The sequence below is a fragment of the Sinorhizobium sp. KGO-5 genome (genome assembly GCF_036245905.1).
GTDB lineage: Bacteria > Pseudomonadota > Alphaproteobacteria > Rhizobiales > Rhizobiaceae > Sinorhizobium > Sinorhizobium meliloti_A.
The window spans coordinates 1,491,355-1,510,922 of record NZ_BDIZ01000001.1; the positions used below are offsets into that span (position 1 = coordinate 1,491,355).

Annotated in this window: 21 protein-coding genes and 1 tRNA gene; 8 read left to right on the top strand and 14 right to left on the bottom strand. The window is 60.9% G+C overall.

All coding sequences use genetic code 11. From position 1 onward, the window contains the following. Positions 1-154 precede the first annotated feature (154 nt). Entirely contained in the window at positions 155-1,042 is an 888-nt protein-coding gene (locus BHD07_RS07060; protein WP_018094574.1) for an ABC transporter permease, read from the top strand. A 99-nt stretch (positions 1,043-1,141) separates the two neighbouring features. Here BHD07_RS07060 and BHD07_RS07065 read toward each other — a convergent pair whose 3' ends face one another. Further along, positions 1,142-2,155, bottom strand: coding sequence for a zinc-binding alcohol dehydrogenase family protein (locus BHD07_RS07065; protein WP_338278645.1), 1,014 nt, complete (start codon positions 2,153-2,155; stop codon positions 1,142-1,144). 100 nt (positions 2,156-2,255) lie between these two features. Between BHD07_RS07065 and BHD07_RS07070 the strand changes: the two genes are divergently transcribed. Together BHD07_RS07070 and BHD07_RS07075 are read left to right on the top strand one after the other, a co-directional pair. Further along, positions 2,256-2,657, top strand: a complete 402-nt coding sequence (locus BHD07_RS07070) for a winged helix-turn-helix transcriptional regulator (protein ID WP_100672035.1) — start codon at positions 2,256-2,258, stop codon at positions 2,655-2,657. Between the two features lie 139 nt (positions 2,658-2,796). After that, complete coding sequence (locus BHD07_RS07075; protein WP_100672036.1) at positions 2,797-3,723, top strand: diacylglycerol/lipid kinase family protein; 927 nt, start codon at positions 2,797-2,799, stop codon at positions 3,721-3,723. Positions 3,724-3,738: 15 nt separating this feature from the next. Here BHD07_RS07075 and BHD07_RS07080 read toward each other — a convergent pair whose 3' ends face one another. Further along, entirely contained in the window at positions 3,739-5,223 is a 1,485-nt protein-coding gene (locus BHD07_RS07080) for an ArnT family glycosyltransferase (RefSeq protein WP_338278648.1), read from the bottom strand. Further along, positions 5,216-6,235: a glycosyltransferase family 2 protein gene (locus BHD07_RS07085; RefSeq protein WP_100672038.1), complete on the bottom strand. Its 1,020-nt coding sequence runs from the start codon at positions 6,233-6,235 to the stop codon at positions 5,216-5,218. Before BHD07_RS07085 ends, BHD07_RS07080 begins: the two co-directional genes overlap by 8 nt. Positions 6,236-6,330: 95 nt before the next feature. Between BHD07_RS07085 and BHD07_RS07090 the strand changes: the two genes are divergently transcribed. After that, positions 6,331-7,287 carry a lysylphosphatidylglycerol synthase domain-containing protein gene (locus BHD07_RS07090; RefSeq protein WP_338278650.1) on the top strand — a complete coding sequence of 319 codons (957 nt, stop codon included), beginning with the start codon at positions 6,331-6,333 and terminating at the stop codon, positions 7,285-7,287. A gap of 28 nt (positions 7,288-7,315) precedes the next feature. Here the strand turns inward: BHD07_RS07090 and BHD07_RS07095 are convergent, their stop codons facing one another. The 4 genes from BHD07_RS07095 to BHD07_RS07110 all read right to left on the bottom strand — a co-directional run bounded on the left by BHD07_RS07095 (position 7,316) and on the right by BHD07_RS07110 (position 9,655). Then, the gene (locus tag BHD07_RS07095; protein ID WP_100672040.1) at positions 7,316-8,818 is read right to left on the bottom strand and encodes an AMP nucleosidase; all 1,503 of its coding nucleotides are present in this window, start codon (positions 8,816-8,818) and stop codon (positions 7,316-7,318) included. A gap of 79 nt (positions 8,819-8,897) precedes the next feature. Then, positions 8,898-9,218 carry a YnfA family protein gene (locus BHD07_RS07100; protein WP_100672041.1) on the bottom strand — a complete coding sequence of 107 codons (321 nt, stop codon included), beginning with the start codon at positions 9,216-9,218 and terminating at the stop codon, positions 8,898-8,900. A gap of 76 nt (positions 9,219-9,294) precedes the next feature. Further along, a complete protein-coding gene (locus BHD07_RS07105; RefSeq protein ID WP_003527319.1) occupies positions 9,295-9,468 on the bottom strand; it encodes a hypothetical protein in 174 nt (57 codons plus the stop codon). Positions 9,469-9,481: 13 nt separating this feature from the next. Then, complete coding sequence (locus tag BHD07_RS07110; protein ID WP_003527318.1) at positions 9,482-9,655, bottom strand: hypothetical protein; 174 nt, start codon at positions 9,653-9,655, stop codon at positions 9,482-9,484. 235 nt (positions 9,656-9,890) lie between these two features. On the opposite strand from BHD07_RS07110, the gene BHD07_RS07115 reads away from it, so the two are divergent. After that, the gene (locus tag BHD07_RS07115; protein WP_338278655.1) at positions 9,891-10,592 is read left to right on the top strand and encodes a glutathione S-transferase family protein; all 702 of its coding nucleotides are present in this window, start codon (positions 9,891-9,893) and stop codon (positions 10,590-10,592) included. An 81-nt stretch (positions 10,593-10,673) separates the two neighbouring features. Here the strand turns inward: BHD07_RS07115 and BHD07_RS07120 are convergent, their stop codons facing one another. Then, complete coding sequence (locus tag BHD07_RS07120) at positions 10,674-11,015, bottom strand: DUF2147 domain-containing protein (RefSeq protein WP_100672043.1); 342 nt, start codon at positions 11,013-11,015, stop codon at positions 10,674-10,676. 591 nt (positions 11,016-11,606) lie between these two features. Between BHD07_RS07120 and BHD07_RS07125 the strand changes: the two genes are divergently transcribed. Continuing rightward, positions 11,607-11,873: a sel1 repeat family protein gene (locus BHD07_RS07125; protein ID WP_100672044.1), complete on the top strand. Its 267-nt coding sequence runs from the start codon at positions 11,607-11,609 to the stop codon at positions 11,871-11,873. A gap of 21 nt (positions 11,874-11,894) precedes the next feature. Here BHD07_RS07125 and BHD07_RS07130 read toward each other — a convergent pair whose 3' ends face one another. Further along, positions 11,895-13,016 carry a pyridoxal phosphate-dependent aminotransferase gene (locus BHD07_RS07130; RefSeq protein WP_100672045.1) on the bottom strand — a complete coding sequence of 374 codons (1,122 nt, stop codon included), beginning with the start codon at positions 13,014-13,016 and terminating at the stop codon, positions 11,895-11,897. Positions 13,017-13,277: 261 nt separating this feature from the next. On the opposite strand from BHD07_RS07130, the gene BHD07_RS07135 reads away from it, so the two are divergent. After that, positions 13,278-13,367, top strand: a tRNA-Ser gene (locus BHD07_RS07135). Between the two features lie 181 nt (positions 13,368-13,548). On the opposite strand, the gene BHD07_RS07140 is transcribed toward BHD07_RS07135, so the two are convergent. Together BHD07_RS07140 and BHD07_RS07145 are read right to left on the bottom strand one after the other, a co-directional pair. After that, complete coding sequence (locus BHD07_RS07140; RefSeq protein WP_234819225.1) at positions 13,549-13,881, bottom strand: type II toxin-antitoxin system HicB family antitoxin; 333 nt, start codon at positions 13,879-13,881, stop codon at positions 13,549-13,551. Then, a complete protein-coding gene (locus tag BHD07_RS07145; RefSeq protein WP_100672046.1) occupies positions 13,878-14,108 on the bottom strand; it encodes a type II toxin-antitoxin system HicA family toxin in 231 nt (76 codons plus the stop codon). Before BHD07_RS07145 ends, BHD07_RS07140 begins: the two co-directional genes overlap by 4 nt. An 868-nt stretch (positions 14,109-14,976) precedes the next feature. Here BHD07_RS07145 and BHD07_RS07150 point away from each other — a divergent pair. Beyond that, on the top strand, positions 14,977-16,005 hold the full coding sequence (locus BHD07_RS07150; RefSeq protein ID WP_100672047.1) for a porin: 1,029 nt from the start codon (positions 14,977-14,979) through the stop codon (positions 16,003-16,005). A gap of 106 nt (positions 16,006-16,111) precedes the next feature. On the opposite strand, the gene BHD07_RS07155 is transcribed toward BHD07_RS07150, so the two are convergent. The 3 genes from BHD07_RS07155 to BHD07_RS07165 form a co-directional block, all read right to left on the bottom strand. Continuing rightward, positions 16,112-17,044, bottom strand: a complete 933-nt coding sequence (locus BHD07_RS07155) for a tyrosine-type recombinase/integrase (protein WP_026168567.1) — start codon at positions 17,042-17,044, stop codon at positions 16,112-16,114. Between the two features lie 174 nt (positions 17,045-17,218). Next, on the bottom strand, positions 17,219-18,250 hold the full coding sequence (locus BHD07_RS07160; protein ID WP_100672048.1) for a porin: 1,032 nt from the start codon (positions 18,248-18,250) through the stop codon (positions 17,219-17,221). Positions 18,251-19,047: 797 nt separating this feature from the next. Beyond that, positions 19,048-19,536, bottom strand: coding sequence for a BA14K family protein (locus BHD07_RS07165; protein WP_198516715.1), 489 nt, complete (start codon positions 19,534-19,536; stop codon positions 19,048-19,050). Between the last annotated feature and the right edge of the window lie 32 nt (positions 19,537-19,568).

Here is a 19,568-nt window from a genome sequence, read left to right on the forward strand (position 1 = left end):
TCGAAGGAAGGCGCAAGATTTCGTTCACCGCATGTCGGTTTGAGAATAAGATTGCGCGGCTTCATCGTTTACACCGCGCGTTAGCGTTAAGAGGCAGGCGGCAAAGCAATAACAACCATAAGCCGCCCAAAAGAGTGCGAAGGGGAATCGACACATGGAATGGCTGACCAAATTTCCGCACATGGACGACGATCGGCTTCGGCAGTTGAAGAAGATAATCGACGAAGGGTTCCGTAGCTTCACACGCGCCTATGGCGACGCGATCGAATCGTTCTTCGATCCGCTCCAGTTCTTCCTGATCCACGCCGAACGTTTCATGACACGAACGCCCTGGCCGATCATTCTCATCCTGATTGCCGTGATCGCCTGGTTTGCCAGCCGCAACTGGAAGATCGTTGCCGGCGCCGTCGGTACCCTGCTCCTCATCGGCTATCTCGACATGTGGGACGACACGATGAAGACGATCTCGATGATCTTCGTCTGTACGGTCCTGTCGATAGCGATCGGCATACCGATGGGCATCATCATGTCGCGTTCCGATCGTTTCCAGAACATCGTCAATCCGGTGCTCGACGTGATGCAGACGATGCCAAGCTTCGTCTATCTCATTCCCGTCGTGATGCTTCTCGGCATCGGCAAGGTTCCGGGGCTTATAGCCGTCGTCATCTACGCGATCCCGCCGATGATCCGCCTCACCAATCTCGGAATCCGGCTGGTCGACAAGGATGTGCTGGAGGCGGCGGACGCCTTCGGCTCGTCGAACTGGCAGAAGCTGAAGAACGTGCAGATGCCGCTGGCGCTGCCGACGATCATGGCGGGGATCAACCAGACCATCATGATGGCGCTCGCGATGGTCGTCATCGCCTCGATGATCGGCGTTCAGGGCCTGGGTCAGCCGGTCTTGAAGGCGATCGCCAACCAGTATTTCACGCTCGGCATCTTCAACGGCCTCGCCATCGTCGGAATCGCCATCATCTTCGACCGGGTGAGCCAGGCCTACGGGCGCCGGCTCCAGCGCCACCGCGAAATCATTCACGGATAGAGGCACCAAAGAACTTCCCCTCCCCAATCCCTCCCACTTGTGGCACTTGTGGGGAGGGGTTGGGGAGGGGCCTTGCAGACGGCCCACATCGCCACCGGATCAGAATCCGGCGAGCACCAGCTTGCCGCGCGTGCGGCCGGTTTCAATCATCTGATGCGCCTTCCTGAGCGTTGCCGCGTCGATGGGGCCGAGCGTCTCCGTTAAGGTCGTGCGGATCTTGCCGCCATCCACCAGTTCCGCGACCCTGTTCAAGAGGTTGTGCTGCTCGATCATGTCCGGGGTCCCGAACAGCGGACGCGCAAACATCATTTCCCAGTGGATCGAGACGGATTTGCGCTTGAACGGCATGACATCGAGGACCGCCAGGTCGTCGATCAGCGCAAAGCGCCCCTGCGGCGCGATCAGCTTGACGATCTCGTCGACATGCTTGTCGGTGTTGGTCGTTGAAAACACGAAGGCCGGCGCGCCGAGGGCGAGCTGCTCTACCTCGGCCGCAAGCGGGCGGCTGTGGTCGAGCACATGATGGGCACCGAGCTTGAAGGCCCACTCGCGGGTTTCGGCGCGTGAAGCGGTGGCGATGACGGTGACATTGGTCAGAGCGCGCAGCAACTGAATGGCGATCGAGCCGACGCCGCCGGCGCCCCCGATGATCAGCACCGCGTTCGCTGCTCCCGGTACGGGATCATTGACCCTGAGCCGATCGAAAATCGACTCCCAGGCGGTGATCGCCGTAAGCGGCAAGGCGCTGGCGGCCGCGAAATCGAGCGAATGCGGTTTCCGCCCGACGATCCGCTCGTCGACGAGGTGAAACTCCGCATTCGTCCCGGGCCGGCTGATGGCGCCTGCGTAGAACACTTCGTCGCCGGGTTTGAAGAGCGTAACCTTCGGGCCGACCGCCTTGACGACGCCGGCGGCATCCCATCCGAGAACCTTCAGCTGCTCCGGCTCCGGCTGAACGCCGGCGCGCACCTTGGTGTCGACCGGATTGACGGAAACCGCCTTGACTTCCACCAGGAGATCGCGCTCCCCCGGCGTCGGCACAGGCAGGTCCACGTCCATCAGCGCGGTCTCGTTGGCGATGGGTTGCGGTGTCTTGTAGGCGACGGCACGCATGGAATGCTCCTTTTTAAATTGAACAGGAGCTACATGGCCCCTATGCTCAATGCACACAAGAATGCACAAATTTGGCCTATAGTGTCGAAAAGGATACCGTATGTCCCGGCCGCGCGCGAAGCTGACGAACACATTTCCGGGCTGCCCGGTCGAGTCGACCTTGAGTTTCATCGACGGCAAATGGAAGGGCGTCATTCTCTATCACCTGATGAGCGAAGGCGTCCTGCGCTTCAACGAACTGCGCAGGAGGCTGCCGAGCGTGACGCCGCGTATGCTGACCAGGCAGTTGCGTGAGCTGGAGGAGGCGGCGCTTCTGTCGCGTACGGTCTTTCCGGTCGTTCCGCCGCGTGTCGACTACGCCTTGACGCCGAGGGGAGAAAGCCTGAAGCCGGTGATCATGGCCCTGAAAGCCTGGGGCGACGAGAATGTCCTCTGCGACGGCGATCGCATGACACTGAAGCCGCTCGAATCCCGCTCGGGGCCTGAACTCAAGCGCGCGTGATCGCTTCGTTGAAACTTCCGTACGCCGAAGCGACCGGCGATAAGGCCGCCCGCACTTTTCGTCCGCATAGCTCTGGAAACCCCCGCTGCCGCTCTTATCTGAGAAGCTGAACGCACTCGCATGACGGAGGCAGCAGCCCTTGAAAGTCAAAGCCATCTTCAATCGAGATGGGGGAACTTTCCGCACGACGGACATGGATGCCTACAGCAGGAAGGTCGAGGAGGACTTTCGGGCGGCCGGCCACGAGATCGAGATCGCCGTGGTCGCAGCGGATGAGATGCGGGACGCGTTGGAGACCGCTTGCGGACGGGACGATCTCGACGCGATCGTCGCCGGCGGCGGCGACGGCACGATTTCTGCGGCAGCAGGCGTGGCCTGGAAAACCGGCATGCCGCTGGGCATCGTCCCCGCCGGGACGATGAATCTCGTCGCGCGCTCCCTGAAGCTGCCGCTCGATATCTGGAAGGTCCCGGAGGTGCTGGCCAATGGCCGAATCATCGATGCCGATATAGGCAGCGCTGACGGCCGCGCATTCGTGCATCAGTTCTCGATGGGGCTCCACGCCCGCATGGTGCGTTATCGTCAGTCCTATCGTTTCGCGTCGCGAGTCGGAAAGATCAGCGCCAGCGTACGCGCCGCCATCGGCGTAATCTTCAACCCGCCGGATTTCGAGATCGAATTCGACGCGGACGGGCACCGCGAGCGCCGGCATGTTTCGGCGATTTCCGTTTCAAACAACCATTTCGGCCACGACACGCTGATGTATGCGGAAGACCTGACGAGCGGCCACCTTGGCTTCTACACGGCGCCGCCGCTAAGCCCTGCGGGCGTGGCGAAGCTCTCCTTCGACATCCTGCGCGGAAAATTCAGGAGCAGCACGCTGATCACCGAGATGAGCGCTCTGACGGTCGACCTGCACTTTCCGAAGGTGGATCGGAAGATCAACTGCGTCATCGACGGCGAGCTTATCCCGATCAGAAGCGGCAAGGTCGCATTGCGCGTTCACCCCGGTGAATTGAAGCTGCTGGTCGGCTCGCAGGAGAGCAATTTCGGGAACCCCGTGTAGCGGCTTCCCGCGCGTCTATTCCGCGACCCAGATATAGCTGAAGCTGTAGCGGTCCTCGCCGGTCCCGTAGAGATAGGGCAGCGCGAGGTGGCGCGGTGCCGCGGCCGCGTCCGGAATGCCAAGTGCGGAGAGAGCGTTCCGCAACAGGTCGGGAACGGGTGCTTCCGGCTGTGCGTCGTCATGCCAGACCGCGAGAAGGGGCCTTTTCGACATATCGACCGGAAGCGCATTCGAGGGGCTTGGCATCGTGACCTGTGCTCCGCTGAACTGCATTCGGAGATTTCCCGCGATCTGCTTGTCATTGGCGAGGATAAGCGCCGGCTGGCCTTCTGCCTGTGCCACCGCTTCGGCCAATGCGGCGTAGGGTATGTTCAGCCTCGAATAGTCACCAAACCACGGCCGCACGACCGCTCGCGCCGACACGAGCACGAGTGCGCCCAGCACGATGACTAAGACCAGCAGAAAGAAGCGCCTGAGGCTGTCTGTAAGGTCGATATTCGCCGCCTCGAACTTCAGGCAGAGATAAAGCGGAATGAGAACGAGGAAGAGGACCAGCCATTTTTCGCGCACATGCGTGGCGGCCACGCCGAGTACGACCAGCAGGACCGCGATCAGACAAAGGGCGAGCATCCGCCCGATGATCCTGCTCCACTGGCTTTCCGCCTGCCAGATCGCGCGGAACTTGCCGCGGAAGACCAGGCCGAATACGAGCAGCGGCACCAGGCTGCCGCCGATGACGGCGGAGCCGAGCGAGTAGACGCCGTAAAAGGCCTGAAGCAGAAATCCCTCCGCCTCGCGCTCTCTCATCTCGTTCAAGGTCCCACCCGAGGCGAAACCGAAATTCTGCAGCATCCAGTAGGCGTGGGGCAGAACGATGAGCGTTGCTACCGCAATCGCCGGCAGAATGCGCCAGTCGAGTATCCGCGCCCGCAGCTCCCGTTCCGGCAAAACGGCGACGATCGCCGCGACCGGCACGAGGACGAAGTTGTACTTCGCCATCAGGCCGATACCCACCGCAACGCCGGTGAGAATATAGGAGAAAAGGCTGGGCCGCTTCAGCGTCTTCAGGAAGCTGTAGAGAAACAGCGAGACGGCGAAGAGTGCTGCGACCGTGTGGGAAAGATCGCGCTGTGCGAGTAGGAAGATCGGGGGCAGCGTAAGAACGCCGAGCATTGCGATCGGGGGCAGACGGCGGTCGGTCAGTACCAGCCGTGCCGCAAGGCCGTAGAACAGACAGCAGAGAAATAGGAGCCCGTTCTTGAGGATGGTCATCGTCGCCAGCGAGGTCCCGATCACCTCTGCCAGTCCATATTGCAGCCAATTGTAGAAGGGCGGCTGCGGTCCGTATCCGAGGGCGAGGAACTGAGACAGAAATGCCTGTTCCGCCTCGTCGATTTCCAGCGAGCTCGAGACGGAGACCCGCAGGATGATGCACAGCAGGAAATAGCCGGCAACCGCCAGGACGACCGCTCCAGGGCGTCGATTGACCGCTTCAAGCACGCGGCTGCTCCCGCTCGAAAGTCTGGCGCACGATGTAACTCGTCATTTCATCGTCGCGGAAATAGGCGCGCGCCATCATCTCCGAGAGAATGCCGGTGGTGATCAGCTGGACCGAAGAGAGGAACAGCATCACGCCGACGATCAGCATCGGACGGGTGCCGATGTCGTTGCCGAAGATGAACTTGTCTATCGCTAGATAGAGAAGGATCAGCACACTGAGACCGCCGGCAGCCAGGCCGATGGAGCCGAAAAAGTGCCCGGGCCGCGCCTTGTAGCGCATGAAGAACAAGACCGCGAGCAGATCGAGAATAACGCGGAACGTGCGCGAGATCCCGTACTTCGAGCTGCCGTAATGCCGCGCGTGATGGGTCACCGGCATCTCGCCGATCCGACTGCTCGGCACGACACCCGCCACCCAGGCCGGAATGAAGCGGTGCATTTCCCCCATCAGCTTCACCTGCTTGATGATGGAACCGCGGTAGATCTTCAGGCTGCAGCCATAGTCGTGCAATCTCACGCCCGTGATCTTGCCGATCAGAACGTTGGCGCACCAGGACGGGATCTTCCTCAGAATCAGTGCATCGCGTCGGTTTTGCCGCCAGCCGACAAGGAGGTCGAGCCCGCGCTCTTCTATCGCCGCGACCATGTTGGGAATGTCCGCCGGATCGTTCTGAAGGTCGCCGTCGAGCGTGGCGATCAGCCGGCCGGACGCCGCGTCGATCCCCGCCTGCATTGCGGCCGTCTGGCCGAAATTCTTCTGGAGTTCGATGATCTTCAGTTGCAGGTCGGGGTGTGAAAGCTCCTTGCGCGCGTTCGGCAGGGTTCGGTCCGTGCTGCCGTCGTCGACGAGGATGAGTTCCCATGACTTCAGGAACCCGGCCATTGCCGCCCGGATGCGCGTGACGAGCGGTCCGACGCTCTCCTCCTCGTTGAACACCGGCACGACTATGGAGAGCTCGACACCCTCCAGGACTTCGGTCATCGGCTTCACGGGTTCTTCGATGCGATTCAAGAGGGCAGTCTCCGGTGGGCTGGCAGGTTTTCTTGCATACTTCTGAGGTTATAACCAATGTCGAATCGCATTGCTGATACAGGAAAACGGTCTCGATGAATACGAACTGGGAGCGCAGCCGGCGGTCGTGGCTCGCGCGCAACCGTCTGGCACTGATTTCCGCTGCGGCAATCGCGGCTTATGCCGTCTTCGTGGAGTGGGTCTGGGGCTGGCCGGTATTGCTGCGGCAATGGGCCGAAATCGGCGTCGTGCCGGTGCTCTCGGCGCTAGCGCTTCTCGTCGCCACCTATCTCATCCGTTGCTATCGGATCCACGACTACTTCCCGGGCGAAACCAGGGGCCGGTTTCTGTCTCTCTTCCGTGTGACCCAGGTTCACAATCTGCTCAACATCATGCTGCCGTTCAGAGCGGGCGAAACGAGCTTTCCCTTGCTCATGCGCAGCGAATTCGGTGTGCCGCTGGTGCGTGGTACCGCGGCGCTCTTCGTCATGCGGCTTCTGGACCTGCACGCCCTGCTGACCGTCGCTGCGGTGGGTCTGGTGGTGGGGCGGGGCCCAGGGGCGATCGGCTGGGTTCTCTGGCTTATCGCTTTTCTGTCGCCTCTTGCCTTCTTTCTCATGAAGGAGAAAGCTCTCACCACGGTGCGCCGTTTCGCGCCGGCGAAGGTCGGTCCGCATCTGGACGAGGTGGAGGCGGGCCTGCCAATCGGCATTCCCGCTTTCCTGCGGGCCTGGGCGATGACGATGCTGAACTGGGCGGTAAAGGTCGTCGTTCTCGCCTGGGTGCTCGCGATCATGGGGGTCGCTCCGCTCGCCGCCTCCTTCGGCGGGGCGCTCGGCGGCGAATTGTCTTCCGTCCTGCCGGTGCACGCGCCGGCGGGTGTGGGAACCTACGCAGCGGCGATCGTCGCCGGTGCGGTTTCCTTCGGAGCGTCGGCGGATCACGCGACGCTCGAGACGCTCGGCCGCGCCAGTGTCAATGCCCACCTCATGGTAATCGTGTCGGCGGTGGTCGGCACGCTGCTGTCGCTCCTCCTGCGGCCGAAAGCGTGAAACGCTTCTGAGCGACAGGATGCGGGCTCTACTGGAACGAAGTCTCGTAGAAGCTTCTGAGCTTGCGTGAATGGAGCTTCTCGGAAGGCATCGCCGCCAGCTTCTGCAGGGCCAGGATACCGATTTTCAGGTGCTGGCTCACCTGGGTTCGGTAAAAGGCGCTCGCCATGCCGGGCAGCTTCAGTTCGCCGTGCAACGGCTTGTCGGACACGCAGAGCAGCGTCCCGTAGGGGACGCGGAAGCGGAACCCGTTGGCGGCGATGGTAGCCGATTCCATGTCGAGCGCGATGGCCCGGGCCTGCGAGAGTCGTTTGACCGGTCCGCGCTGGTCGCGCAGTTCCCAGTTGCGGTTGTCGATCGTCGCGACCGTGCCCGTGCGCATGATCTGTTTGAGGTCGTAGCCCTTGTAGCCCGTCACTTCGGCGACGGCGTCCTGCAGGGCAACCTGCACCTCGGCCAGTGCCGGTAAGGGAATCCAGACCGGCAGATCGTCATCGAGCACGTGATCCTCGCGCATGTAGGCATGCGCCAGCACGTAATCACCGAGCCGCTGGCTGTTGCGCAGGCCCGCGCAATGGCCGAGCATCAGCCAGACATGCGGCCTCAACACGGCGATATGGTCGGTGATCGTCTTGGCATTGGATGGGCCGACGCCGATATTGACGAGAGTGATGCCGCCGTGCCCCTTCTTCTTCAGATGATAGGCGGGCATCTGCGGCAGGCGGGCGAGCGAATAATCGGCATCCGGCCGGTCGGCACCCGCGGGGGTGGTGATGTTGCCGGGTTCGATGAAGGCGGTGTAACCGTTGCCGCCCTCCGCCATCTGCTGGCGCGCCCAGGCGCAGAACTCGTCGACATAGAATTGATAGTTCGTGAAAAGCACGAAGTTCTGGAAGTGCCTGGCGCTGGTCGCGGTATAGTGGCTGAGGCGCGCGAGCGAATAGTCGATGCGCTGCGCCGTGAAGGGCGCGAGCGGCGACGGCTCTCCCGGACCCGGCTCGTAGGAGCCGTTGGCGATCTCGTCGTCGGTGGTCGTAAGATCCGGCGCGTCGAAAAGGTCGCGCAGCGGAATGTCGATGCCGTCGGCCGCAGACGCTTCGACATGCGCCCCTTCGCCAAAGGCGAAATGGAGGGGGATCGGTGTCGAGGATTCCGACACCGTGACGGCGACGCCGTGGTTGCGCATGAGATGGCCGAGCTGTTCTTTCAAATAGTGCCGGAACAGTTTGGGCCGGGTGATGGTCGTCGTGTAGACGCCGGGCGCGCTGACATAGCCGAAGGAAAGCCTCGAATCGACATGTCCGAAGCTGCTCGTCTCGATGCTGACCTGCGGATAGCAGGCGCGGAAACGAGTGAGGGGCCTGCCGCTTTTCCCGAGACCTTCGAAGGCTTCGCAGAGGAAGCGGGTGTTGCGTTCGTAGAGCGCTTCCAGACAATCGACGGCCTGGGTCGCATCGTCGAAGAGCTGCGGCTCGAAGGGTTCAGGGGTGGCGACGGAGAGGACGGAGTGTGAAGAGATTCGCTTGTTCATGTCGCATTATATGCAGCCCCTTTCGACAAGCAAACGACAAGAGTGCTGTTTTTTGTTCTACAGCGCCGCACGTTGTACGTCAGCGAGGCCCTACGAGAATGATCGCGCTGCCGGCGAGCGCCACGGCGGCGCCCGTCATGTCCCAGTGATCCGGCCGGACGCCTTCGGCAAGCCAGAGCCAAGAGAGCGACGCGACGATGTAGACGCCGCCATAGGCGGCATAGGTGCGGCCCGCCGCTGCCGCGTCCACCATCGTCAGCAGCCAGGCGAAAAGCGCAAGCGAAGCCATGCCGGGAATGAGCCACAGGGTGGATTTGCCAAGTCTCAGCCAGGACCAGAAGGCAAAGCATCCGGCGATTTCGGCAAGAGCTGCGGCAAAGTAGATCGCGTATGCGGGCATGGCTTACAGGTCCTCCCGATCAGGAGAGGAGCGCACTTTCAACCGATATGCAAGGACCGAAGGCGGCGTCTCGAAATCAGCTCATCGCCTGGCGCTGGAGGGTGACGAAAAGAACGAAGCCGGCACCGTTCTTGCCGATGCCGTAGCCGGCGGCTTTGCTGTAAGCGACCGCTCCGATGGGAGCGATCAGCAGGCCCGCGAGTATCAGGAGCCTGAGCGAGAGAATGGCAGAGGAGACGAGCGCGGCCATTCCACAGCTTCCTTCAGAGTTTGGCTTGGCAGTATTGCGCCGTGTGAGCGGTGCAATCCGTGAGCGAACCGATATAGGTGTTCTGGCGGCGGCGTTCCGTGTCGGCGCCGACTGCGGCGGCAAGCGTCATCGCGAAGACGACCATGAGCAGGCTGATAATGGTGAGGCGGCGAGCGAGAATGTCCATGGTTCCGTCCGTTGAAGCGAGACACGTTCAAATCGATTGATTGTCTTTTCGCACAACCAAACTGAACTCTGGCTGAGACGTCCGTTCATCTGGCGTTCATCTAAGCAGCGCCGGAGATGTGCAGCGGTTTAGGGAGAACGATCATGCACTTAAACGAATGCGCGTCGGACTGCGGCCTTGCCGTTGAGCCGTCGTGTTCCTAAGTCTGTCCTTCCGACAAATCAGGAGAGACGCGATGACCGCTCCGATCGAGCTTTATTACTGGCCCACGCCGAACGGCTGGAAGATCACCATAATGCTGGAGGAGCTCGGCGTTCCCTACGTCGTCAAGTACATAAATATCGGCCGGGGCGATCAGTTCCAGCCGGACTTCCTGAAGATCTCGCCGAACAACCGGATGCCGGCGATCGTCGATCCGGACGGTCCGGGCGGCGAGCCCATCTGCGTATTCGAATCAGGAGCGATTCTGCAATATCTCGGTCGCAAATACGGCAAGTTCTATCCGTCCGACGAGCGCGCCCGCGTCGAGGTAGAGGAGTGGCTCTTCTGGCAGGTGGGCGGCCTCGGCCCGATGGCGGGGCAGGCACATCATTTCCGCCAATATGCCCCGGAAAGAATCGCCTACGGCATCGACCGCTATACCAATGAAGTGAACCGCCTCTACGGCGTGATGAACAAGAGGCTCGCCGACCGGCCGTTCCTCGCCGGCGACTACTCGATCGCAGACATGGCCGCGATCGGTTGGGTGATTCCGCACGAGAACCAGGGCCAGGACCTCAACGAATTCCCTAACCTGAAGCGCTGGTTCAACGCCGTACTTGCGCGCCCCGCGGTGAAGAAGGCCATCGAAGTGGGCAAGGAAGAGCGGGCCCGCCAGAAAAGCCTCGCCGAGGACGAAGAGGCGCAGAAGGTCCTATTCGGCCAGCGCGCCCGCTAATGCGGGGGCGCGGGAGGGGCGAACAATGCCCCTCCATAGGCGTATCTGGTGCAGCGCCGCCCGTGTTCTTGCTGCGGAGGCTTAAAGACGCGTCCAGGTTTGCGATTTGCAAAGCACCTTCAGCACGCAGCCCCGCATCTTCAGCAGATTGCCGTCCACCGATCCCGTGCCGCTATAGGTCTTGTCGCTTTCGGGATCGGTGACCACGCCGCTATAGCTGCCGCCGGTTCCGGACAGCGAACCGACGCGCTTGCCCGCGTGCTTGCCCGTCTTCAGCGTGACGCAGAAGGCTGTGCCGCAAGCCGCGATTTCCGCGGTGGAGCCGCTCGCCGTCTTCCACTTGCCGAGGATCGGTTCGGCAGCGTGGACCGGGGCGGCTGCGGTAAAGCCAAGCGCTGCTGCGACGAGCAATGTGCGAATCATGCAATTTCCTCCGAAGTCGGCAGGCTCTTCGGTCCTGCCGCGTGCTTGTTCCCTGTGGAGCGCGAACTCTTGCTTCCGCACGGGCTATCGGGCGGATGAAGATCACTCCGGCACAGACAGTATATTACGCGTACGTAAAGGTAAATATCCGGGCGTTACCATGCCTTCCAAGGGGCTTCTTGCGCGCGCGGCGGCACCGTCCTTGAAAGAGCAGTTGTTCTCATGGTTAGCGTTCGGTTGAAATCCGAACGTGAAATTTTCGTAAAATTCGAGGCGAATGCGTGCCTTTGCAGGGCCTGCGATGCTTAACGAAAACCCAAGTTTACCAAGCATTTGCACTTTGTTTGCGTCAAATTAAGCATGGATTTTAAGCGGCCATTGAAGGCCGTCAGGCATATTCACATCCATAAGACGAGCGGCGAAACAAGCCGCCGACCAACCGGAAAGCGACGCTGCAGAAGACGGCGCGATTTCCCGGAAAGCCCGCCAAGAGGCTCGATGAAACAGGGACCAGGAATACCAGCTGAAGCCGGGCTCGCCCCTACGGGCGGGCCGCTTCGCTCAAACGAAGAAAAGACAGGGACAAGAAAAATGGCACTCTTTAACATTGAGATCGTTTCGGATGACGCCATCGGCGGCGGCAACCGCGCCGACGTTCTGTGCGAGATGGGCCTCGCCTATGCGACGGGCCGCGGCAGGCCCGTGGATCTGGTAGCCGCGCACAAGTGGCTGAACATCGCCGCGATCAGGGGCTCGGACCGTGCGGCCGACCTGCGAGCCGACCTCGCGGCCACGATGAGCAAGGCGGATCTCGCCGCCGCGCTGCGCGCAGCACGCGAATGGATGACGATGCACTGATGCGTGGCGGTTGCCGCCGGTTCAGGTGGCAGCCAAACTCCTGATCACCTCCGGAAGCGCGGCCGCAAGAAGATCGAGTTCGGTTTCGGGCGCAGTGCTGATGCGGATACAGCGGTTGAGCGGCGCGACCCCGGGCATGCGGATGAAAATGCCATGATCGCTCATCAGCCGATCGACGATCGCCCGCGCATAGGCCGCATCCTTTCCACAGTCGACAGCCACGAAATTCGTGGCTGAGGGAAGAGGGACGAGGCCGTTGTCGGCAGCGATCCGGCCGATCCTCTCCCGTGAATTCGCGATCTTGCGCGTGACTTCCTTCAAGTATTCCTTGTCGGCCAGTGCGGCAATCGCTGCCGACACGCTGATTCGGCTCATTCCGAAATGATTGCGGATCTTGTCGAAGGCCTGAGCCGTCCCGGGCGTCGACAGTGCGTAACCGACGCGGGCCCCGGCCAGTCCATAGGCCTTCGAAAAGGTGCGCGTGCGTATGACGTTCGGCCTGTCGATCAGGCTCTCGATCGAAGGAATTGCCTCCCGCGGCGCCGTTTCACAATAGGCTTCGTCCAGCACGAGGAGTGTCGTTTCCGGCAGAGCGTCCGCAAAGGCGATCACGCGTTCGGCGGGCCACCAGCTGCCCATCGGATTATCGGGATTGGCGAGATAGACGAGCGCCGCATTCTCGCGCTTCGCGGCGGCGAGCAATCCATCGATATCCTCCCGATCGCCGGCATAGGGGACCGTGACCAGCCGTCCGCCATGTCCTGCGACATGATAGTTGAAGGTCGGATAGCCTCCGAGTGAGGTCACGACCGGCATGCCCGGTTCCACGACGAGGCGCACGATCTGCCCGAGCAGGCCGTCGACTCCCTCTCCGATCGCGATATTGGCGGCTGGGACACGAAGATGGCCGGCGAGCGCCTGCTTCAGATCGTGATTCTCGGGATCGGAATATTTCCAGGTCTCATCGGCCGCCTGACGAATGGCCAGCAACACGGATGGTGCCGGGCCGAACCCGCTCTCATTGGCGCCGATGCGCGCCGCGACCTCGCGGCCGTGCTGACGCTCGAGCGCCTCAGGGCCAACGAAGGGGACGGTGGCCGGCAGGGATTGGACGAGTGGCGTGAAGCGTGAGAATGCGGACATGTTGGTAAAACGTACTCCGTTCGGAAATGCCGGCGGAACTTATCGCATAAGAAGGCGAAGCGGAATCGATGCGATGAAGAATCGGCAGAAGAACAGCCGCCTCGAAGGGACTTCTCCCAACTCTTACTCCCAGGCAACACGATTTCACCATATCCCGATCGGGTGGTGACCGCGCCGAAGCGGATGAAAATGGGATGATTTCCCGAAATTCGACAAAAAAATCTTGCATTGGAAACGCGGTGACACTAGTCAGGCGCTAACGGAGAGGTGGCCGAGTGGTCGAAGGCGCTCCCCTGCTAAGGGAGTATACCGGAAACGGTATCGAGGGTTCGAATCCCTTCTTCTCCGCCATTCAGTCCTTGAGTGGGCACTAAGTCTACGTCACTTCCCGCCGTAAGCGTATGTAGCAGCCGGGACTTCGGTCCCATGATGCGAGCCTCGCCTTCGCCAACCTCGAAGCGTGTTCTGTCTCCTTCAAACAGGCCAACCGTTTAGTTCGGCCCGATGCGCGCTCCTACGCGCAGCATTGCCGTTATCCAGCGGCCTCCCTGATGGTCCCGACGATCCATTCATTCAGGCTCTTGCCCGCGGCTGCGGCAGCAATGACTGCTGCGGCATGTTCGTCAGGGGTGAGGCGGACATTGAACTTGCCAGAGAACTTCCGGCGAGGCTCAATACCCTTTTCCCGGCACATTTCGAGATAGACGGCCAGCGACTTGCGGCCTTCCTCAATCAGATCGTGGACGCTCTCGGCATAGAAGTCGGCCCCGCCATTCAGGGCGACAAACTCGCCGCGCAGCATCTGAATCTCGGGATCGAAAGCGATGACCGCCTTCTCGCCATTGATTTCAACGACATTGTTCATGGCTTTACTCCGTGTTCGTCCAGCCATTTACGGATGCTGGCAACCGCACCTTTATCCGTATCCGGTGAAGGATGCGGGCGATGAAAGACGCGCACCTCGCCGAACAGGAACACGCCTGTCCGCGAACCTTGCCGCTCGCTGACCTCCGCCCCGAGGGCTACAAACAGCGCCTCTATGTCGGCCCAGCGGATCGAGCCGTTGACCGGGCGGGCGAAGATCAGTTCCAGCGTGGCTCTGTGACGCTTTTTCTGGAATGTCCAGTACCATTTTCTGGTACCGTTTTCAAGTTCGACTTCGACCCTGTCGTCGGGCGATCCGGTATCAGGGCGAGCAGTTCATCAAGCAGGTCGTCGAGGTCGTACCCGGCCGGCCTGCCGGGGAGAGGGCGGATTATAGGGCTATAGAGCGAACCTGGTGATCATCACCATCGGTCGCGGCCAGTTTCCCTTCGGGGCAAATCTCCGTTGTCGAAAGCGATCGACGATGGCCCCGGCGTCGGGGATGCGACATGCAGCGCGTAACCGCACTCACCGTCATGGCCAATCAGCTCATTTTTAAACACCGGGTAAAGAGTGGAGCCGGCGCAGCCATTCCGACTGCGCTCGTGAGTGCTTCTCGATTCGCGAATCCCTGTGCGCTGATTCTTCCGAGAATCGGCCGGGAAGCGGCCCGACTTCGATGCGCGGGCCCGGGATCGACGCGTCGATGGCTCTCGAAAAGATAGGACTTGGGCAGGGGCTTCGCCCGGTTTCGACCCCCTTTCCGGCCATTTTTTGCCCCTTTCCGACACAGATCACAGCCCGACATCGTGCGCTAACCCCTCGTCGCTAAAGGATTTTCTTAACGCTCTGTTAATTTCCTCGGGCCGTCTGGGGCGATTTTGTGTCGTTTCAGCAACAGGGATCAGGGAAGGGCAGGGCAAAGGAGTCGATCTGGTAAGTTGGTCGTTGCGCGCCCCACCCGGTTTTGTATTTTCAACTCCGGAAGCAAGGGCGGTTGATCGTCCGACTTCTTGAACATTGGGGATGGGGCAGGGAACGCTGTCCTTCAGCAAAAAACCCAGACCCGTTTTAAACTTTTGACTGGAGGTCAGAAATGAACATCAAGAGCCTTCTTCTCGGCTCCGCTGCTGCTCTCGCAGCAGTCTCCGGCGCCCAGGCTGCCGACGCGATCGTCGCTGCCGAGCCGGAGCCCATGGAATACGTTCGCGTCTGCGACGCTTTCGGCACGGGCTACTTCTACATTCCCGGCACGGAAACCTGCCTCAAGATCAGCGGCTTCATCCGCGTTCAGGGCGAATTCGGCCGCGACGAAGTTAACGATCGTCAGGGTTGGGGCGATGCAGGTACGTCGGACTGGGACATGTTCTCCCGCGCTTACATCGCGTTCGACGCGAAGAGCGACACCGAATACGGCACGCTCACCGGCTTCTTCGCCGCTGAATTCAACGCCGACAACGACACCGACGAAGGCGACAGCCTGATCGACGTCGACGAAGCCTACATCCAGCTCGGCGGCTTCAAGGCCGGCTTCTTCTACAGCTGGTGGGATAAGGGTCTGAACGGCGAAACCGACTCGCTCGGCAACTTCACTGAGTTCAACTCGCTCGCCTACATCTATGATGGCGGCACCTTCCAGGCCGGTATCTCGGTCGACGAACTCGAAGGTGCGAGCACCAAGCCGAACGGCGTTGGTATCACCGGTATCGTCTCCGCTACGCTCGGCGGCGTTGCTTTCGACTTGCTCGGCAGCTACGACACCGAATGGGAAGAAGGCGCTGTCCGCGGCTTGCTCTCCGCAGACCTCGGTCCGGGCACCTTCCAGATCGCCGGCATCTGGGCGTCCAACCCGAACGCTTACTGGGAAGACTCCGAATGGACCGTTGCTGCGTCTTACCGCTTCAACGCTACCGACAAGTTCCACATCACTCCGGCTGCTCAGTACTGGGGTAGCCTGCAAGACTCGAACACCAGCTTCGGCAACGACGATCAGTGGCGCGTTGGTATCACGACCGACTACGACATCACGGAAGGTCTCGCTACCCGCTTCACGATCAACTACACCGATGCGGACAACGACGAGGACTACGTCAGCGGCTTCCTCCGCCTGCAGCGTGACTTCTAATCTGACCTGACCTCGGTCAGTGGAAGGAAAGCCCGGCTCACAGCCGGGCTTTCTCTTTTAGGGAATAGCCTTGTGAGTGCCGCGCTACTGCGGCGCGTTCCGCGAGTTACTTGAGGTGCCGTTCCAGGACGGGCACGCACATATCGAGGTCGTGGGAGGCGAGATGGGCGTAGCGCATCGTCATCTCGAGCGTCTGGTGGCCAAGCCACATCTGAACCCGTCTAAGGTCGATCCCGCCTCTGACCAGGCGTGAGGCGCAGGTATGCCGCAGGATGTGCGGAACGACGTCTTCTTCGTCACCGAGGCGCGCATCCACCTTTGCAGCGTTCCAGACGGCGCGATACTTCTGCTGATCAATTCTCGAAAAGGGCCCCGGGGCTCTGTCGGCACATTTCTTCAGGGCGTCCTTTGCCCTCAAGGTGAGCGGGACCGTACGGCTGCGGCCCGATTTGGTGACCCAGAATGTCGCCCGGCCCTCATGGATGTCGTTCCATTTGAGAGCGATGGCCTCGCCCAGGCGCGCACCCGTATCCACCAGGAATATCGAGAGATAAAGGTATAGTTCAGACCGGCTCGCGATCTCCCGGAAGAGCAGTTCCTCCTCGTCTGCCTCCAGAAAGCGCAGGCGCCCCGCCTTCTCCTTCTGGCGCTTGAACTCCGGTAGATTGTGTACATCCCCCATCTTGTACGCTTTCCGCAGCAGCTTTCGCAGCGCCGCCATCTTCCGGTTGATGGTCGCGTTGCTGTTGCCGCGCTTTCGCAGCGCACCGATGAGGCCGTCGAGCATCTCCTGCGAGAAGACGGAGAAACGCTTGCCGAGCAGAATCTCGTCCAGCTCTCCGACGAAGGCCTTCACATTGTATTTGTGCTTGCCTTCGTCCCACAGGATGTCGGCATAGCGCTGAAGCAATTCGGCGAGCGTGGCTTCCTTCACCACCCCCATGGGACCTTGCCGGCCGAAGCTATAATTGACCTCGTATCCGGACCCCATTCCAGGGAATCCAAGGTCACTCGCTCGTTTTTCAGCGTCCGACGTCACGTTTGCCGTTTCCTCCCCATTCTCCGTGAACGAGCCAAGAAACCACTGACCATCAAGTCAGTGCTTATAGTCAAACAATCTCAACGCCTTGGCGGCGCACATTCGTTGCAGAACAGCAACAGCCCGCAACTCAATGTTGGGTTGCGGGCTTTTTTTGAACCTGACTAGGTCAGATTAGAAGTCCCGCTGCAGGCGGAGGAAGCCGCTGACAGCGTCGGGCTTGTTGCTTGCATCCGTGTAGTTGATGGCAAAGCGCGAGGCGAGACCATCGGTGATCTTGTAGTCGGCAGTGACACCGACGCGCCACTGTTCTTCGCTCGAGTCGAAGCCACCGGCACCGTTGTTCAGAGCGTCCCAGTATTGTGCGCCGGGGGTGATTGCGAGTTTTTCGGAAGCGTTGAAGCGGTACGACGCAGCAACGGCCCACTCGGAATCTTCCCAATAGGCATTCGGGTCGGATGCCCATACGCCCGCAAGCTGGAAGGTGCCCGGACCGGCGTCTGCAGACAGCAGTGCGCGAACCGCGCCCTCTTCAGCCTCGGTGTCGAAGCCGCCGAGCAGATCGAAGCTTACACCGCCGAGCGAAGCCGAAACGATACCTTCAACACCGATGCCGTTGGCCTTGGTGGTCGTTGCCTCGAGTTCATCGACTGCGATGCCAGCCTGGAAGGTGCCGCCGTCATACAGATAGGCGAGTGAGTTGAACTCGGTGTTTTCACCGATCGAGTCGGTTTCGCCGTTCAGGCCCTTATCCCACCAGCTGTAGAAGAAGCCGGCCTTCAAGCCGCCGAGCTGGATGTAGGCTTCGTCGACGTCGATCAGGCTGTCGCCTTCGTCGGAATCGTTGTCGGCGTTGAATTCAGCGGCGAAGAAGCCGGTGAGCGTGCCGTATTCGGTGTCGCTCTTCGCGTCGAACGAGAGGTAGGCGCGGGAGAACATGTCCCAATCCGACGTGGACTGCTTCGGGTTCTTCCAGCGGTCGTTAGCTTCGTCACGGCCGAATTCACCCTGAACACGGACGAAGCCGCCGATCTTGAGGCAGGTTTCCGTGCCGGGGATGTAGAAGTAGCCCGTGCCGAAAGCGTCGCAGACGCGGACATATTCCATGGGCTCCGGCTCGGCAGCGACGATCGCGTCGGCAGCCTGGGCGCCGGAGACTGCTGCGAGAGCAGCAGCGGAGCCGAGAAGAAGGCTCTTGATGTTCATTTCTGACCTCCAGTCAGTCGTGGGAAATAAATCCTATGAGTGGGCGGTCAGGCGAGGACAGCACCGCCGCCGTTTTTCCTTCAATTTGGGAGAAAGGTGAGGGGAGGCGCGTCGCGTCTGCGGCGCGGGAAGAGTTCTTTCAGCCCAAGGACTTGGCCTGGCTGGATTCCTGTGACAAGCACAGGGATGAGGGACCGGGGAATCACAACTTTCGCTTGTGGATGTGCAAGGGAATGGTCAACCTGTGACGCAATGAAAGGTTACGTCTACATTCTCGCGTCGAAGCGAAGCGGGACGCTGTATACGGGCGTGGGCCCGCGACCCTCCGCGCCGCCTCGCTATCTTCACGGTTTATGAAGCGCGCCAAGGAACCGCACCCTCTCCGCCCTCATCTCTGTGCTTCACAGAGATCCAGCAGCGCCGCGTCTGCGGCGCGGAGGAGCCTTTCCAGCCCAAGGACTTGGTCTGGCTGGATTCCTGTGACAAGCACAGGAATGAGGGAAAGGGATGTGCGGCTCCTACAACTTCGCTTGCGAATATGCGAGAGAATGGTCAACCTGTCACGCAATGAAGGTTACGTCTGCATTCTCGCATCGAAGTGACGCGGGACGCTGTACACGGGCGTGACCCGCGAGCTTCCGCGCCGCCTCGCCATCTTCACGGTTTATGAAGCGCCGAGGGGCCGCACTCTCTCTACCTTTCATCCCTGTAACAGGCACAGCAATGAAGCGGTCAAACAAGCCGCAGCGGAGGGCCCCGAAACTCAACAGGCCTTGGTTTGTCTGCGCGCAGTGGCGTCAGCTATAGGGTGAATAGCACTGGCGCCGTGGACCGTTGTAGGGCTGGAATGTATTGTCCCAGGCTCTATACGAGCGATAGCGCGAGTAGCACCATTCCACATGTGCATTGCCGCCGCCGTAATACCTCGGCGCCGCATATCTCGGCTGGCTCAACACGCCACCGACGATCGCGCCGGCGGCCAGGCCGCCAAAGAAAGCTCCGAGATCATCATCGTCGTCGCGGTAGTAGCGGCGATGATGGTAGCGATTGCTGTAATGGCGGTTTCCGCGATAACCGCGCCAGTTGCCCATCCGCCGGCAGTCCCGGTCGCGGCAGCGGCCCTTGCGCGCTTCCCCGCGCTCGTACGGAAACTGCGCCAACTGCACGTCGGCAGCCTGCGTCTTCGGTGCCGGAACGATCGGAAATGCCTCTGCGGGCGGAACGCTGCTGATGGCCGTGGCCAGCGACAGGGCAACAATTGCTAAGGTCTTCATTGGCCTCACCATTTCCTCTCAGGAGAAAGTAATCCCTTCAAAGG